The sequence below is a fragment of the Ruminiclostridium papyrosolvens C7 genome (assembly GCF_000421965.1).
Taxonomy (GTDB): domain Bacteria; phylum Bacillota; class Clostridia; order Acetivibrionales; family DSM-1351; genus Ruminiclostridium; species Ruminiclostridium papyrosolvens_A.
The window spans coordinates 53086-69358 of sequence record NZ_ATAY01000094.1 but is presented as its reverse complement, the minus strand read 5'-3'; the positions used below and the strand labels follow the sequence as shown (position 1 = coordinate 69358).

At 38.8% G+C, this 16273-nt stretch carries 23 protein-coding genes; all 23 read left to right on the top strand.

Going from position 1 to position 16273, the window contains the following annotated elements; all coding sequences use genetic code 11:
• Positions 1-134 precede the first annotated feature (134 nt).
• The 23 genes from L323_RS38830 to L323_RS38730 all read left to right on the top strand — a co-directional run bounded on the left by L323_RS38830 (position 135) and on the right by L323_RS38730 (position 16249).
• Complete coding sequence (locus tag L323_RS38830; RefSeq protein WP_020817083.1) at positions 135-434, top strand: VRR-NUC domain-containing protein; 300 nt, start codon at positions 135-137, stop codon at positions 432-434.
• On the top strand, positions 424-846 hold the full coding sequence (locus L323_RS38825; protein ID WP_020817082.1) for a DUF1492 domain-containing protein: 423 nt from the start codon (positions 424-426) through the stop codon (positions 844-846). The genes L323_RS38830 and L323_RS38825 overlap by 11 nt, the downstream gene beginning before the upstream one ends.
• Positions 846-1241 carry a hypothetical protein gene (locus L323_RS38820; RefSeq protein ID WP_020817081.1) on the top strand — a complete coding sequence of 132 codons (396 nt, stop codon included), beginning with the start codon at positions 846-848 and terminating at the stop codon, positions 1239-1241. The genes L323_RS38825 and L323_RS38820 overlap by 1 nt, the downstream gene beginning before the upstream one ends.
• Before the next feature lie 145 nt (positions 1242-1386).
• On the top strand, positions 1387-1740 hold the full coding sequence (locus L323_RS38815; protein WP_020817080.1) for an HNH endonuclease: 354 nt from the start codon (positions 1387-1389) through the stop codon (positions 1738-1740).
• Positions 1741-1813: 73 nt separating this feature from the next.
• Positions 1814-2323, top strand: coding sequence for a hypothetical protein (locus L323_RS38810; RefSeq protein WP_020817079.1), 510 nt, complete (start codon positions 1814-1816; stop codon positions 2321-2323).
• A 363-nt stretch (positions 2324-2686) separates the two neighbouring features.
• Positions 2687-3127, top strand: a complete 441-nt coding sequence (locus L323_RS0121250) for a helix-turn-helix domain-containing protein (RefSeq protein WP_031342519.1) — start codon at positions 2687-2689, stop codon at positions 3125-3127.
• The gene (locus L323_RS38805; protein ID WP_020817078.1) at positions 3117-4355 is read left to right on the top strand and encodes a site-specific DNA-methyltransferase; all 1239 of its coding nucleotides are present in this window, start codon (positions 3117-3119) and stop codon (positions 4353-4355) included. Before L323_RS0121250 ends, L323_RS38805 begins: the two co-directional genes overlap by 11 nt.
• A gap of 88 nt (positions 4356-4443) precedes the next feature.
• Complete coding sequence (locus L323_RS38800) at positions 4444-5199, top strand: hypothetical protein (RefSeq protein ID WP_020817077.1); 756 nt, start codon at positions 4444-4446, stop codon at positions 5197-5199.
• Positions 5200-5335: 136 nt separating this feature from the next.
• Positions 5336-6241, top strand: coding sequence for an amidoligase family protein (locus L323_RS38795; RefSeq protein WP_020817076.1), 906 nt, complete (start codon positions 5336-5338; stop codon positions 6239-6241).
• A 79-nt stretch (positions 6242-6320) separates the two neighbouring features.
• The gene (locus L323_RS38790) at positions 6321-6809 is read left to right on the top strand and encodes a gamma-glutamylcyclotransferase family protein (protein WP_020817075.1); all 489 of its coding nucleotides are present in this window, start codon (positions 6321-6323) and stop codon (positions 6807-6809) included.
• 94 nt (positions 6810-6903) lie between these two features.
• Positions 6904-7389 carry a phage terminase small subunit P27 family gene (locus tag L323_RS38785; RefSeq protein WP_020817074.1) on the top strand — a complete coding sequence of 162 codons (486 nt, stop codon included), beginning with the start codon at positions 6904-6906 and terminating at the stop codon, positions 7387-7389.
• Positions 7382-8926, top strand: coding sequence for a terminase large subunit (locus L323_RS38780; RefSeq protein ID WP_020817073.1), 1545 nt, complete (start codon positions 7382-7384; stop codon positions 8924-8926). The genes L323_RS38785 and L323_RS38780 overlap by 8 nt, the downstream gene beginning before the upstream one ends.
• Before the next feature lie 130 nt (positions 8927-9056).
• Positions 9057-9692, top strand: coding sequence for a hypothetical protein (locus tag L323_RS40650; protein ID WP_131451056.1), 636 nt, complete (start codon positions 9057-9059; stop codon positions 9690-9692).
• 23 nt (positions 9693-9715) lie between these two features.
• Positions 9716-10000: a hypothetical protein gene (locus L323_RS38775; protein ID WP_020817071.1), complete on the top strand. Its 285-nt coding sequence runs from the start codon at positions 9716-9718 to the stop codon at positions 9998-10000.
• A 57-nt stretch (positions 10001-10057) separates the two neighbouring features.
• Positions 10058-10501 carry a GIY-YIG nuclease family protein gene (locus L323_RS38770; RefSeq protein ID WP_020817070.1) on the top strand — a complete coding sequence of 148 codons (444 nt, stop codon included), beginning with the start codon at positions 10058-10060 and terminating at the stop codon, positions 10499-10501.
• 291 nt (positions 10502-10792) lie between these two features.
• Positions 10793-12034 carry a phage portal protein gene (locus tag L323_RS38765; RefSeq protein WP_020817069.1) on the top strand — a complete coding sequence of 414 codons (1242 nt, stop codon included), beginning with the start codon at positions 10793-10795 and terminating at the stop codon, positions 12032-12034.
• A complete protein-coding gene (locus tag L323_RS38760; RefSeq protein ID WP_020817068.1) occupies positions 12027-12722 on the top strand; it encodes a head maturation protease, ClpP-related in 696 nt (231 codons plus the stop codon). The genes L323_RS38765 and L323_RS38760 overlap by 8 nt, the downstream gene beginning before the upstream one ends.
• Positions 12723-12767: 45 nt before the next feature.
• A complete protein-coding gene (locus L323_RS38755) occupies positions 12768-13973 on the top strand; it encodes a phage major capsid protein (RefSeq protein ID WP_020817067.1) in 1206 nt (401 codons plus the stop codon).
• Positions 13974-14280: 307 nt separating this feature from the next.
• Positions 14281-14568 carry a head-tail connector protein gene (locus L323_RS38750; protein WP_020817066.1) on the top strand — a complete coding sequence of 96 codons (288 nt, stop codon included), beginning with the start codon at positions 14281-14283 and terminating at the stop codon, positions 14566-14568.
• Positions 14568-14903: a phage head closure protein gene (locus tag L323_RS38745; RefSeq protein WP_020817065.1), complete on the top strand. Its 336-nt coding sequence runs from the start codon at positions 14568-14570 to the stop codon at positions 14901-14903. The genes L323_RS38750 and L323_RS38745 overlap by 1 nt, the downstream gene beginning before the upstream one ends.
• Complete coding sequence (locus L323_RS38740; protein WP_020817064.1) at positions 14884-15315, top strand: hypothetical protein; 432 nt, start codon at positions 14884-14886, stop codon at positions 15313-15315. Before L323_RS38745 ends, L323_RS38740 begins: the two co-directional genes overlap by 20 nt.
• Positions 15312-15659, top strand: coding sequence for a hypothetical protein (locus L323_RS38735; RefSeq protein WP_020817063.1), 348 nt, complete (start codon positions 15312-15314; stop codon positions 15657-15659). Before L323_RS38740 ends, L323_RS38735 begins: the two co-directional genes overlap by 4 nt.
• A complete protein-coding gene (locus L323_RS38730) occupies positions 15659-16249 on the top strand; it encodes a major tail protein (protein ID WP_020817062.1) in 591 nt (196 codons plus the stop codon). Before L323_RS38735 ends, L323_RS38730 begins: the two co-directional genes overlap by 1 nt.
• Positions 16250-16273 lie beyond the last annotated feature (24 nt).

Below are 16273 nucleotides of genomic sequence, written 5' to 3'. Positions count from 1 at the left end.
CGGGAAAACCGACTTTTTCTTATTTCTTAGCGTTAAAAGTGAAAATAAGATATATATAGAAGAAAAAAAGAAAGATATATAAAGAGTATAATAATACCCGGTCATCCCGGTATTGACGGTTCTGTTAAAAAGCTATGGCAGAAAAACAAATAACAAATGCAATAATAAATTACTTAAAGACTGTGCCAGATTGCTTCTGTTGGAATGAACACGGCGGCATGTACGGAACAGCTGGCATTCCTGATATCATTTGCTGTATTGGAGGCAAGTTTGTGGCCTTTGAAGTAAAAACAGCATCGGGAAAACTAACAAAGCTGCAGGAAGCAACGATTAAAAAAATCAATGAAGCAAAGGGCAAAGCCTACAAGGTTACAAGTGTTCTGGAAGTAAAAATAATACTTGAAAACCTGAAGGAGTGCGCTTATGAACGCTAAAACATATTTAGGACAAGCCTATAGAATGAATTTAAGAATAAATAACCAATTGGAACAATTGGAGCAGCTGAAGGCATTGACTTCTAAAATAACATCTTCCTTTGGCAAAGAAAGAGTATCCTGTACTAAAGAAAAAAGTCCAATGGAAAATGCCATAATCAAAATAGTAGTGGCAGAAGATGAAATAAATAGAACCATTGACAGATTCATAGATTTAAAAGTAGAAATCTCAAGTAACATTCAAAAACTGGACAACTTTGAAAACAGAATATTGTTGGAACTAAGGTATTTGTGCTTTAATACATGGGAAGAAATCGCCGCAAAAATGAATTACAGAACCTCATACATTTACAAAATACATAATCGAGCTTTAAAAGCTATGGAAAAAGTAATGCTGGGAGGTAAAGTGTAATGAACAAAACTTTGAACGACTTTACCTTGATGATATATGCAGAAAAGACAGCACAGAGGTTTGGCATAACTCTGCCTGAAATAAAATTATTGCTAAAATATATAAATAAGGCAATACCTAGGACAATACGTATAGACAATGGTGAATTTCAAATGTGGATAGATAAGTATTACATAGCCTATAGCAGATATGACCAGGAAGAAGTACACTATGTATATTTAACTAAAACCCATATACGAGAAGAACGTGTATCTTACAGGAAAGCAAGAAAGGAAAGAAAAAATCAGGTTTGCCTACCGAATACAATCAAAAGTAACTTTATCAAAGCGTTGTGCTATATGAGGCAAACGAAACTAGGATATTATCTTGATAAAGATTTTTTTGAAATTGGATAGTAAAAGTCCAAAAAAGTCTTCAAAAGTCCAAAAATGTCCAAAGTGAATCCGATATAATAGTAATATGAAAAAATAACTATTCCAAGAAAAAGTCTCTGCAGGTATACTGCAAAGACTTTTTCTCAACTAAAGGCGAAAAGATTAAATGCCATACAAATGTAAAAAACCCTGCAAGCACCTGGGCTGTCCCGAACTTACAAGTGGAAGTTATTGTGATAAGCACAGCAGCTTAACTATTAATAAACGTGAAAGTGCAGAGAAACGAGGCTATGACAGCAAATGGAGAATCGCAAGAAAGCTGTACTTGAGCAGCCACCCTTTGTGTGTATCTTGCCTTAAGAATAAAAAGATGGTAAAGGCTTCGGTAGTTGACCACATTGTTCCCCACAGAGGTAATAAGGAACTCTTTTGGGATGAGAGCAACTGGCAGGCACTTTGCAAGCGATGTCATGATAGGAAGACAATGACCGAGGATAGATATCAGGAGTATAAATTCTAAAGAATATTTATTGTTGTAACCTGTAATATTTTGCACCCCCTCTAAATAGGCATATATAAAGGGGGTGTCGCTAATGGAAGATAAGAGAGACATGTTAATTGATTTAGTAAAAAAAATTAAAGATGAAATTAGTAAAATAAAAGATGAGTTGGTAAAAAATAAGAAAGAAGTAACAGAAGTTAAAGAAATTATAAACAATTTAAAAACATTAGAAAAATCTTTAAACCCGAAACAAAAATGGTACAAAGAGAAAATAGAATCATTAGATATAATATTAAATCAACTCCAAGAAATCAGATTTGATATTTTTTTGGAAACTGTAGATGATATGTTTAAAGTTATCGGAAGTAATTTAATGTACGGAATGAAACTCAAAGAAAAAGATGGTAATAAAGACATCATGCTAATTGAGTTTGAAGAAAATAATGTAGGTTCTATTGAAATACTAGAGGAACATAAGCCGGATATAAAGATAGGTGTCACAGTCTATAATAATTACGAAGAGTTTGAGATCCATGAAATGCTAAGAATATACAGCATAATATCTTATATAAACACTAAATTTAATTATAAAGATGTGTAGTTTATTAGTAACAAGGAATTAAGCCTAGGGCCCCTCAAATCTCTGCAAACCCTAGAGCCGCAACCGCCGCCCCCCTTGACGCGAATTTTCGCAGAATTAAGCAAGGGGGGATATCAATTAAGATGAGAATAGGGATGGAAAGCCACAGGACACGAGGCATATGGGATATTTCGTTTTGCAAAAAGGTATTAATGCCCCATTTCAATTAAATCACTTTAAAGTCCTGAAAAATCAATGGCTTTATAATAAATTTAGCATGTAAGCAATGATAAAGAAAACGCTTAAAAGACTATAAAAAATAGTTGCTTTAAGCGTTTTTTGCGTTGTTTTTTAAATACTGTTTACGCAGAAAGGGATATAAGAATGACTGAGGTTGAGAAGCAGCAGATACATGAACTAAGGCTTAAGGGAATAGGGTACAAGGCTATTGCCGCAATACTCGGTATTTCAAGAGACAGTATCAGAGGTTATTGTAAGCGCAACGGTCTTGCCGGAGATTCAAAGGCTGTATCACTCAATGTAAATGAGCAAATAAATCAACATCTTATATGTGCCCGCTGTAGCAAGCCACTTGTTCAAAATCAGCGGGGAAGAAGTAAACGGTTCTGTTCTGAAGAATGTCGCAGGAAATGGTGGAATGAAAACCAGGACAAGCGGAATAAAAAAGAATCCGCCATATATAAATACATTTGTCCCAACTGTAACAAGGAATTCACCTGCTATGGTAATCGAAACAGAAAATATTGTAGCCACAACTGTTATATAAAATCAAGGTTTTGGAAGGATGAGGAAGATGGAATTTAAAAAATTAAAAATAGATACCCTAGTGCCTGCTGATTATAATCCAAGGAAAAAACTAAAACCTGGTGATTCAGAATTTGAAAAAATAAAAAACAGCATAAATGAGTTTGGATATGTTGACCCGGTTATAGTAAATAAGGATTTAACGGTGATTGGTGGGCATCAGAGAATATCAGTACTGAAAACATTAGGCTTTAATGAAATAGACTGTGTAATTATAGATATTGATAAGACCAAGGAAAAGGCTTTAAATATTGCTCTTAACAAAATCAGCGGTGAATGGAATAAAGAACTGCTGGCTGATTTGATTAAGGACTTACAGTCGCTGGATTACAATGTATCCTTTACCGGGTTCGACCCTCCTGAGATAGATCAGCTTTTTAATGATGTACACTCGAAGGAAGTCAAGGAGGATGACTTCGATGTAGAGGAAGCTTTGAAAGAACCGGCTATTACACAGAAAGGCGATGTTTGGCTCCTTGGCAGGCACAGGCTCGTATGTGGAGACAGCACCGACCCGAATGTATATGATGTTTTGATGGATGGTCAGAAAGCAAATCTTGTTGTAACGGACCCGCCGTATAATGTAGCTTACGAGGCAAAGGCAGGAAAGATACAAAATGATAACCTAAAGAATGAGGAATTTTACGATTTCCTCTTAAAGGCTTTCACTAATATGGCAGAGTCTATGGAAAAGGATGCATCAATATATGTGTTCCATGCAGACACAGAGGGTTTAAATTTCAGAAAGGCATTCAAGGAAGCAGGTTTGTATTTGTCAGGTGTGTGTATTTGGGCTAAGCAGAGCTTAGTGCTTGGCAGGAGTCCTTATCAGTGGAAACATGAGCCAGTGCTTTTCGGATGGAAGAAGGACGGCAAACACAACTGGTACGGAGACAGAAAGCAGAGTACCATATGGAACTTTGACAGGCCATCGAAGAATGATTTGCATCCGACAATGAAGCCCATTGCACTGTGTGCTTACCCTATAACAAACAGCAGCATGAGCAACTGCATAGTTCTTGACCCCTTTGGTGGAAGCGGTTCAACCTTGATGGCTTGTGAGCAGACAAACCGTATCTGCCACACTATTGAGCTGGATGAAAAGTATTCTGATGTTATTGTAAAAAGATACATAGAACAGGTTGGAAGTGACAGCGGTGTTTACCTTATACGAGACGGAGTTAAAACCCAATATAGTGATATCACAAGGGATAATAGCGTTGAGTAAAATAAGCTCGGCTTTCCTCTGTATAATACTTGCTAATCCTGTACTTTAGAGTGATATATGTAATAACAAAAATTACAGGAGGTCACTCATGGATAGAAAAGAGATTATAAAAGCATTAGAGAAACACTTTGAAGTTAAAGCAAAATACATGGGAGCACCAAGCTTTGCTTATCAGATAGAAGGGCCAGAAGAAATCCTAATGATTGACAGAGTCGGGAGGATAACAACAGAAGATGGTACGGTGGTTGAACTTGAAAGACTACTCAATGGGCCGAAAATGACAGCCGTAAATGAGGCTGTAAATGAAACCGAAATACTGGAATTAGAAGTGGCGCTCCCAATGGAGGGCCATACGGGTGTGACCTTAAGAAACCTTGTAAATATGATTTACAGTAAGCAGATTCTTATAAAGAAAGCCTTTGATGCAGAAACGGATATTGTGAGCACGGATTTTATCTCAAACATAAACAAAACTGAGATTCAAACCTTGGAGGATTTTCAAAAGGCATTACACGATCACGGACAAGGTTGCTGCAGAGGGTTAGAATTTGATTTTAACAATAGAAATATAACCTTCAAATTCGCAGGTAACCTACAAGAACCTCACAAACTCCAAGCGTACACATATTTTGTATCCCTTCTGAGTAACAGTGCCAAGGAATTAAAATACGCGTTACCCAAGGCCACAGACACCGACAATGAGAAGTTTACAATGAGAACTTGGCTAATTAGGCTTGGGCTTAAGGGTAAGGAATATAAAAAAGCAAGAGAAGTAATTCTTCAAAACCTTAGTGGCAATGGAGCATTTAGAAACACAAAAACCGCCGGAGAATATTTTTCATGAAACGTGAAAAATCAACAATAAAGAGCTGTGCTTTTTGTTGATATAATCCCTCTAAATGACTGGATATAAGCCTCTTTCAGAGCTAATATGTACACTAACAAAAGGAAAATATTTACTTTGGGAGGGGCGGGGTAAAATGAAAACACAGAGATTTGGGATCGAAATTGAAATGACAGGGATAACAAGAGCAAAGGCTGCTGAGGTTGCAACAAGGTTTTTCGGAGAGAGAGCAAAGCTTGAATACCATGGTGGTACATACGATGAATACAGAGTTACAATGCCAGACGGACGGAGTTGGAAATTTGTAAGCGATGCAAGCATCATAGCAAGCAAAAAGGTAAAGGGCCAAATAGTTTCGGCAACAAGAGAATACAGCGTAAAGTTGGTCAGCCCGATTCTAACCTACGCGGATATTGGAACCCTTCAGGAACTTGTAAGACAGCTAAGACATGCTGGAGCATTAAGTGAAAGCAAATATCAATGCGGGATTCACATACATGTTGATGCAGAAAAACACACTCCCACAAGCCTGAAAAACTTGATAAACCTGATGGCAAGCAAAGAAGACTTACTTTATAAAAGTCTTGAAATAGACCCTGCCAGACTCAGATACTGCAAAAAGGTTAACGAAGACCTTATAACCACCATTAACAAGAAGAAACCAAAGACTCTGGAGGCTTTGGCAGACATTTGGTATGCAGGCTACGGTTACGAAAACAGAAACAGACACTACCACAACAGCAGATACCACGGGCTTAACCTTCACAGCGTTTTTGACAAGGGAACAGTCGAGTTCAGGCTTTTCAATGGGACAACCCATGCCGGAAAGATTAAAGCATACATACAGTTTTGTCTGGCAATAAGCCATCAGGCAATCACACAAAAGTCGGCAAGTGCAAAAAGGACCCAAACAGATAATGAAAAGTACACCTTTAGATGCTGGATGCTGAGGTTGGGGCTTATCGGAGAGGAATTTGAAACCTGCAGGCTTCACTTACTTACAAACCTACAAGGAAACTCGGCTTGGCGAAATGCAGCTTGAAGGTGATAAAGGAATAGATAAAAAAGGCTTGTGAGGGCAGGAATGGCCCTCACTTCAAACAACAAGGAGAAAAGATACAATGAAGAAAACAACAAAAATATATGGGGCCTACGGTTCAAACATGAACATTGAACAAATGCGTAGAAGGTGTCCCAATGCCAGGGTAATAGGAACAGGAAAGCTTCTGAATTACAGGCTGACCTTCAGAGGAATAAACACCGGAGTAGCAAACATAGAAAAAATGCAAGGCAGAACAGTACCCATAGTTTTGTGGGAGATAACCCCGGATTGTGAAAAGGCACTGGATATATACGAAGGGTATCCAAGGCTGTATGTAAAAAAAGAAGTTGAGGTAGAAACAAAAGACGGAAATATACAAGCAATGGTGTATGTGATGGCAAAGCAATACGAAGAACTTCCGGCACAGCCTTCGAGCTACTATCTTGATGTTATATGGAAAGGGTATCGAGATAATAAAATTCTGCTACGGACACTTAGAGAAGCTATTGCTGAAAACAACCGGGAGGTAACTGAACTAGAAAATAGTCGGTTTACATTTACCAGATAAATATATAAATACATTTGAGGGGCTTACTTAGGTAGGCCCTTTTCTTGTGGGGAATTTTCCATACAAGATACTTTTCAGAATGGAGGTGATATCTATGGCACAGAGAGGGCGAAAGCCAATACCCACGGCAATAAAAGAGCTTGAGGGAAACCCCGGTAAACGGGAATTGAATAAAAAAGAGCCCAAACCAAAAAGAAAGGCACCCAAATGCCCAATGTGGCTGGACAATGAAGCGAAAAAGGAATGGAAAAGAACAGCAAAGCAACTTGAGCAGCTTGGAATATTGACAGAGGTGGATATGGCAGTCTTTGCAGGCTATTGCCAGGCATATGCAAGATGGAAGGAAGCCGAAGAATTTATATCAAAGCACGGAACAATAGTAAAAACCCCTTCAGGGTACTGGCAGCAGGTGCCACAGGTATCCATCGCCCAGACATATTTAAAAATAATGAACAAATTCTGTGAGCAATTTGGACTTACACCGTCTGCAAGAAGCAGAATAGTCAGCGACAGTAATCAGCAGGAGGTAAACGATCCAATGGAATTAATACTGCTAAGCGGGGGTAAGAAGAGTGTATGATGAAGCAAAAGCACAGCATGCAATTAACTTTATCAACTGCTTAAAGCATACAAAGGGTCAGTGGCGTGGAGTACCCTTTGATTTACTTTCCTGGCAGGACAAAATTATCAGAAATGTGTTTGGAACAGTAAAAGAAAACGGATACCGGCAGTACAACACAGCTTATGTAGAAATACCAAAAAAGAACGGTAAATCCGAGCTTGCGGCAGGTGTTGCCTTATACATGACTTGTGGTGACGGGGAATGGGGAGCCGAGGTATACGGCTGTGCTTCCGACAGACAGCAAGCGGCAATTGTCTTTGACGTGGCAGTGGACATGGTTGATCAATGCCCGGCTTTAAAGAAAAGAATAAAACCTGTAATGTCAGTGAAACGGTTGGTGTACAAACCTACAAACAGCTTCTATCAGGTACTTTCGGCGGAGGCATATACAAAGCATGGGCTTAATGTTCATACCGTTATATTTGACGAACTTCACAGTCAGCCAAATAGGGAGCTGTTTGATGTAATGACCAAGGGCAGCGGTGATGCAAGACTTCAACCGCTGTTTTTTCTTATAACCACAGCCGGAACGGACAGAAATTCCATATGCTATGAACAACATCAAAAGGCGCAGGATATTATTGATGGCAGAAAAATTGATCATACCTTTTACCCAGTTATATATGGAATAGAAGAAAATGACGACTGGGGTAGCGAACAAAACTGGTACAAGGCCAATCCCTCTCTTGGACATACAATTGATATTGAGAAGGTTAGAAATGCATACATAAGTGCAAAGGAAAACCCTGCTGAGGAAAATATATTCAGACAGCTAAGACTTAACCAATGGGTTAAGCAGTCTACCCGCTGGATGCCTATGGATAAATGGGATGAGTGTGCATTCAAGATAAATATAGACTCACTTAGAGGTCGGGAGTGCTATGCGGGGCTTGACCTTTCAAGTACCACCGACATTACAGCCTTTGTACTTGTGTTTCCCCCAAGAACAGTAGATGAAAAATACATAGTGCTACCATACTTCTGGATACCTGATGATAATCTGAAGTTAAGAGTAAGACGGGACCATGTGCCATATGATGTATGGGAACAACAGGGCTATATAAAAACAACTGAAGGAAATGTTGTTCACTATGGATTTATTGAAACATTTATTGAAGAATTAGGAACAAAATATAACATAAAAGAAATAGCCTTTGACCGCTGGGGTGCAGTCCAAATGGTTCAGAACCTTGAGGGGATGGGCTTTACAGTAGTTCCCTTCGGACAAGGCTACAAGGACATGTCTCCGCCATCCAAGGAATTAATGAAACTGACACTAGAAAAAAGAATGGCTCACGGAGGCAATCCTGTACTACGTTGGATGATGGATAACATCTATGTGAAAATTGACCCGGCGGGTAACATCAAACCCGATAAAGAAAAGAGTACCGAACGAATAGATGGTGCAGTCGCGCTTATTATGGCACTGGACAGAGCAATAAGGAATGAAAATAAGGGTAGTGTTTATGATGAGAGAGGGATACTAGTACTATGATAAAAGTTACACATCTTCCTTGCGTGGTAATTCATCATGAAACCATGAGGATTCATCATGAAAAAAGTTATTGACAGGAAAATATTACTATGATATATTAATCGTAGATAAACGTAAGGAAGCCTGATGGATGCGATGGAAGAGGAGTATGATTATGAATATTTTTCAAATGAAAACAAAGCCACATGGGATCGAAAGGATTCGAGAATTTGTCGATCAGAAATTTGTCTGCATAGGATGGCCGGGTATAGGAGATTTGACCCAAGTATCGACAGATGAAATACGTAAAAGACTTGAACAAACCTATGGTTATACAGGTCATAAGTTGGGAAATGCATTAGGGCAAGTGAACACTTTTTCAAATACGATGAAAACTGGTGATGTTGTACTGATAGCTGAAAAGGGCTGGGTGTATATAGGGACTGTGGGAGAATATAAATATGAACAACAATATGACAATGAAGAAGATGGTATGTGCCATAGAAGAAATGTTGAATGGACAGACCGAGTACTTATAACAAAGCTTGAAAGCAGTATCCAAAAACTAATTAGCAATAGAAACACTATATGTCAATTCCCAGATTCTATTGAAGAAGCGGGCTTAGATAAGATTACCGGTAAGCAGTTATCTTTGAATAAAGAGAATACTGAAAGGTTAGACAGTTTATTTAGTGACGCTTTGACTGTACTTGAAGAAGAATTGAAGTCGGCAGACCCAGAACGCAGGCTTAAAGCTGCAACAGAATTAATCCGTTTAAAAAAATAGCTATAACAAGGAGGCGCATGAATATGACTAAAGAGCAAGAACTTATGCAATATCTTCACAACAAGGTATTTGATCCTATCCTAGATTCAAAGAAATGTCCTGCAAAGATTAAGAGCGGGGTTAATCTTACAGTTGGGAGAATGGGCAGGCTTAGCGCAGAAAAAATGGTTCAATATTTTTGGTCAGCGCTTGCGACAGAAAATGCAATTACATTTTCTAAGCACTTGAAGGCTGAGGGGTTAACACGTTTCGAAGATGTAATGGAGGAATTTAGAGATAAGTTCAATGATAGCTGGTTGAGAAAATGAGGTTAACACATCTTTAGACCAGTTGCTCATGAAGGTTATTATTATGGAGGAAAATCAATGAGTAGGATGCCAATGTTGATATATTTAACAGATGAAAAGACTAAAGAAATAGAGACTGTTTGTTCCGAACTCCAAAATGCTACGAAGTATTACTTCGGTGATTTGTTGCCAAGTATGTTAGAAGATGACTTAGCAGTTGTTTATGCAATTTTTGATAAAACAACAGATCAAACTTTATATGTTGGTAGGACTAAAAAACTAAGAAGAAGGCTTTATACTAATCACTTACAAGGTAATAAATCGACAGCTAGATTGAAAAAATATTTAGTTGAAGATAATGAGAGATTTCCACAAATAACTAACTATGAAGAAGCCAAAAAGTGGATTAAAGACAACTGTTACTTTAAATACATTGGAGTAAGCAATTCAAGAGAAAGAGGTCATATCGAAGGATTATTAGGATTTGTTCTTGATTCCATATATATTGAAGAGGAGCATTAACAGCATACCCACTTATTTATGCAACTGCTTTATAAAGGATGTTTTTAACTATCAGGGTAGAGTAGTGACTATGGGGATACAAGGGTACGAGTTAATGCTCTACTGAGAATTGCTAGAGATAATAAGGTTTTAGAATCCCTAAATTATATTATTGATTCTGATAGGATAAATAAAGATGATCCTAAAGCTATTGAAATGTTAAAAAAAGCGTCAATTAAACTACAACTAAAATAAATTGTTTAGCACTCATATATGGGTGCTTTTTTATGCCCATTTTTAGGAGGAACGAGAATGAAACTACCATTACTATCAAGATTTTTTGAAGCAAGAGCAGGCCCTAAAAATAGCTTGCCCGGAAGCACATACAGCTATTTTTTTGGCAGTACCACAAGCGGCAAAACGGTAAATGAACGGACAGCGATGCAAACCACAGCAGTGTATGCCTGTGTCAGAATACTAGCTGAAACAATAGCATCTTTACCACTGCATACATATCGTTACACACAACATGGTAAGGAAAAAGCAACAGAACATCAAATATATCATCTGCTTGCAGATGAACCTAATCCCGAGATGACTTCATTTGTGTTCCGTGAAACACTTATGGGTCATCTTTTATTATGGGGAAATGCATACGCTCAGATAATCCGGGATGGAAGAGGAAAGGTAATAGCCCTGTATCCTTTACTTCCTAACAAAATGACCGTAGACAGAACTGAAAAAGGTGAACTTTATTACATATACAACAAAGAAGGACAAAGTTATCCCCTAAAAAGTTATGAGGTTCTGCACATTCCCGGACTTGGTTTTGATGGACTCATAGGTTATTCACCTATTGCTATGGCTAAGAATGCAATAGGTATGGCAATTGCCACTGAAGAATATGGTGCTAAATTCTTTGCAAACGGTGCCAATCCGGGAGGTGTTCTTGAGCATCCCGGTGTGGTTAAAGACCCGGCAAGGGTAAGAGAAAGTTGGAACAGTGTATATCAGGGAAGTTCCAATGCCCACAGGGTTGCTGTGTTAGAGGAGGGCATGAAGTTTCAGAGCATTGGAATTCCACCAGAGCAGGCACAGTTTTTAGAAACTCGGAAATTTCAAATCAATGAGATTGCAAGGATTTTCAGAATACCGCCTCATATGATAGGTGACCTTGAGAAGTCTAGTTTTTCCAACATAGAGCAGCAGTCTCTGGAATTCGTAATGTACACCCTTGATCCATGGGTAGTTCGCTGGGAGCAGTCAATAAAAAGAGTGCTGTTTAGTGAAGACGAGAAGAAAGAGTACTTTGTCAAATTTAATGTGGACGGGCTGCTCCGAGGTGATTACCAGAGCCGAATGAATGGGTATGCGGTTGGAAGGCAGAACGGCTGGTTATCTGCCAATGATATAAGAGAGCTTGAAAACATGAATAGAATTTCTGAGGAGCTAGGAGGGGATTTGTATCTGATTAATGGGAACATGACAAAGCTTGTTGATGCAGGAGCCTTTGCCAACAAGAATAAGAATGAAATGGAGGGAGCAAATGAGTAGGAAGTTTTGGAACTGGGTGAAGAACGAGGATGATACAAGAACGCTTTACTTAGAGGGGGCAATAGCAGAAGAAACTTGGTATGGAGATGAAATAACACCAAAACAATTTAAGAGTGAGCTTTTTAATGGAAATGGTGACATCACCATCTGGATTAACTCTCCGGGTGGTGATGTTTTTTGTGCAAGCCAGATTTACAACATGCTTATGGACTATAAAGGGAAAGTCACTGTAAAGATAGATGGTATTGCAGCCAGCGCTGCATCTGTAATTGCTATGGCTGGTGAAGAAGTACTGATTTCTCCCACAGGCCTTATTATGATTCATAACCCTATGACCATGGCTTTTGGAGATACAGAAGAAATGCAAAAAGCAATTGCTATGCTGTCAGAAGTTAAAGAGAGCATTATAAATGCTTATGAAATTAAAACCGGGCTATCAAGAGTAAAGCTTTCAAACTTCATGGACTCGGAAACTTGGTTTAATGCAAAGAAAGCAGTAGAACTGGGCTTTGCAGATAATATACTGTTCTCTGAGCAGAACAAGGATTCTGTAGAAAGCCAAGCCATAACATTTAGTAACATGGCAATAACAAACTCACTTTTAAGTAAATTCAAGTCAACAATAATAAAAGATGTTGGAACACCTTATGAGGTACTAAACAAAAGACTTGACCTATTAAAATATTAGAAATTCACAATAAATAATTTACTAATTAATACGGAGGAATACATATTGAATAAAATATTGGAACTGCGAGAGAAAAGAGCCAAGCTTTGGGAAAATACCAAAGCTTTTTTAGACACTAAAAGAAACGAGAGCGGACTGTTGTCTGCTGAGGATACTGAGCAGTATGAAAGGATGGAAGCTGATGTTGTAAATCTCGGAAAAGAGATAGATAGGCTGGAAAGACAGGCAGTGCTCGATTTAGAATTGTCAAAGGCAACCTCAAATGCAATCAGGACTTTACCTAATGCAAGCCTTGAGGAAAGTAAAAGTAAAATAAGCCCAAAATCTACAAACGAGTATAAGGATGCGTTCTGGAAGCTGATGAGAAACAAAAACAGCTTCGAGGTACATAATGCTTTGCAGGTTGGAACTGATTCCGAGGGGGGAGTTCTTGCACCTGATGAATTTGAAAGAACCTTGATTGAAAGTCTTGAGGAGGAAAATATATTCAGACAGATAGCAAATATTATGAACACTTCCTCGGGAGATAAGAAAATTCCGATTGTTGCTTCCAAGGGAACAGCTTCATGGGTAGAGGAGGAAGGAAATGCCCCTGAGTCAGATGATTCCTTCGGACTTATTTCAATCGGAGCCTACAAGCTTGTTACAATGCTGAAGGTTTCAGAGGAGCTTTTAAATGACAGTGTATTTAATCTTGAGAAATACATTGCAAAGGAATTTGCAAGAAGAATAGGTGCAAAGGAGGAGGAAGCCTTTGTTATAGGCGATGGAGTCGGTAAGCCAACAGGAATATTAAATGCAACAGGAGGTGCACAGCTGGGTGTAACAGCGGTAGGCTCAACTGCAATTACAGCAGATGAGGTTATAGACCTTTACTACAGCTTAAAATCACCTTACAGAAAAAATGCAGTATTCGTAATGAATGATGCAACCGTAAAGGCAATCAGAAAGCTCAAAAATGGAAGCGGTGACTACCTATGGCAGCCCTCAATCACAGCAAACACACCAGACACCATCCTAAACAAGCCAATAAAGACATCTGCTTATGTACCTATACTTTCTGCAGGTGCTAAGCCTATTGCCTTTGGGGATTTCAGCTACTATTGGATTGCGGACAGACAGGGAAGATCATTTCAACGGTTGAACGAATTGTTCGCAGCAACAGGTCAGGTAGGCTTCAAGGCAATGCAAAGAGTTGACGGAAAGCTTGTACTTCCCGAAGCAATAAAAGTGCTTCAAATGAAGGCATAGGTGATGAATATGAGTAACGTAAAAAACAATACAGAATCGGGCGGGGAAAAAAATAATTGGTGGAACACTTGAAATAACCACCAAGGGCAGTCTAATCATCGACGGAATAGAACTCAAGCCAGCACAAGCGCAGGCAGACCGGAATACTACATCAATAGCTGATTAAAATCGGATTTCAATCAGCTACTTGGAAGGCTCAAAACAGCAGGGCTGATGGTAGAAATGAGATAGTCCACTTTGTAGCCGACTCATAATGAGATTGCCTACTTCGTAGCCAACTTATAATAAAAAGAACAGGATCTAAGGAATGGGTGAGAGTATGCTTGTAACATTGGAAGAAGCAAAACTGTATTTAAGACTTGATAATGATAGCGAGGATGCTCTCATCGCAAACCTTATCAATACGGCACAATTATTATGCGAGGATATTATACGTAAGAAAGTAGATACACTAGAAAAAATTCCTGAAACCCTTAAAATAGGTGTGCTTTATGGAGTTACCTATCTATATGAAAACAGAGAACAGGCCGATTACAATGGACTTATAAAAACACTGGCAGGGCTGTTATTTGGTGTACGTGATGAGGTGTTTTAATGAAGCTAGGTAAAATGCGCTACAGAATAACAATAGAAAATCCTATAAATGCGACTGATGAGGATGGCTTTAATCAAGAAACATTTACGGAATTTGCTACTGTGTGGGCAGATATAACACCAGTATCAAGCAAGGAGTATTTTGGTTCAGACCAGACTGTGGAGGAGGCCACAAGTAAGATATATATAAGACATATCCCAGGAATAAACACACTTATGCGAATAAGATGCGGCAGTAGACTCTTCGATATTATCTCAATTTTATCTGATGACAGACTTGGAATGACCACAATAATAGCAAGGGAGGTTTATACCAATGGCCAAAGTGAGCTTTAAGCTGCCTGAAGAAATGCTGAATAAAATGACAAATCTGGCTGACAAGAGCGATACAGTATTAAAACATGTATTAGAACGGGGAGCACAGCCCTTATATTTAACAGCCCAAGAAAAGCTATCTTCATCAATTGGCAAGGAGACTAAGATACCTTCAAAAGCCAAGGGAGAACTTCTGAAATCCCTGAGAATAACCCGGCCCTTTGTAGACAGCAACGGTAATTATGGGATAAAGGTAGGTTGTGAGGGCAATGACTCCAAGGGAGTATCCAATGCAATGAAAGCGGCAGTACTGGAGCACGGAAAGTCAGATCAGGTAGCAAGGCCTTGGCTAAAACCAAGCGGCTCCAAAGCAAAAAAGAATTGCATAGAAGAAATGAAAAAGGCTTTGGAGGATGAGGTTCAAGCTTTATGAGTATTTCACAGCAAATAATAAAGGCATTAGCTTTACTTAACATTCCTATTACCCTTGTTGAAAATCCAGTGAGAACCGCAAGTGAATATATAGTGTTAATACCGATAGCAGATACCTTCTCTGCTTTTGCAAATGACAGGCCTCTTGCTGAAATTAACGAAATGGAGCTGGCTGTGTATATTAAGGGGAATTACCTTGATTTAATTGACAAAATATTAAAGCAATTGATAACAGCCGAGTTCACTATAACGGATAGGCGATACGTCGAATATGAAGCAGCAACAAAATTCCACCACTATGCGATAGATGTAGCGGTGGAAAATTTATTTACGGAGGATATTTAATGGCAACAATTGGGCTGGATAGGCTTTACTATTCAAAAATAACTGAGGATGTAGATGGTATAGAAACATATGCAATCCCAATACCACTGGCAAAAGCAATAAAAGCTGATTTATCCGTTGAGCTTGCGGAAGCCGTACTATATGCAGACGATGGTGCGGCTGAGGTGGTAAAGGAATTCAAAAGCGGCAAGCTGTCCCTTGGAATAGATGATATCGGAATGACTGCAGCGGAAGACCTAACAGGTGCGATTCTGGATGACAACAAGGTATTAATCTCCACCAGTGAGGATGGCGGTTCACCTGTAGCAATTGGCTTCAGAGCAAAGAAGGCAAACGGAAAGTACCGGTATTTCTGGCTGTTTAGAGTCAAATTCGGTATTCCTGCAACAAACCTTCAAACAAAAGGAGATAGCATTTCTTTTCAGACACCGACAATTGAGGGAACGGTAATGAGAAGAAATAAGCTTGATGAAAGAGGCAATCATCCATGGAAGGCAGAGGTGAGTGAGGATGATACAGGGGTTACCGGGACAATAATAAGCTCATGGTTTACAAAGGTTTACGAGCCTGTATTTACAGAAGCACCGTAACTAAATAATTTACTACTATTATAT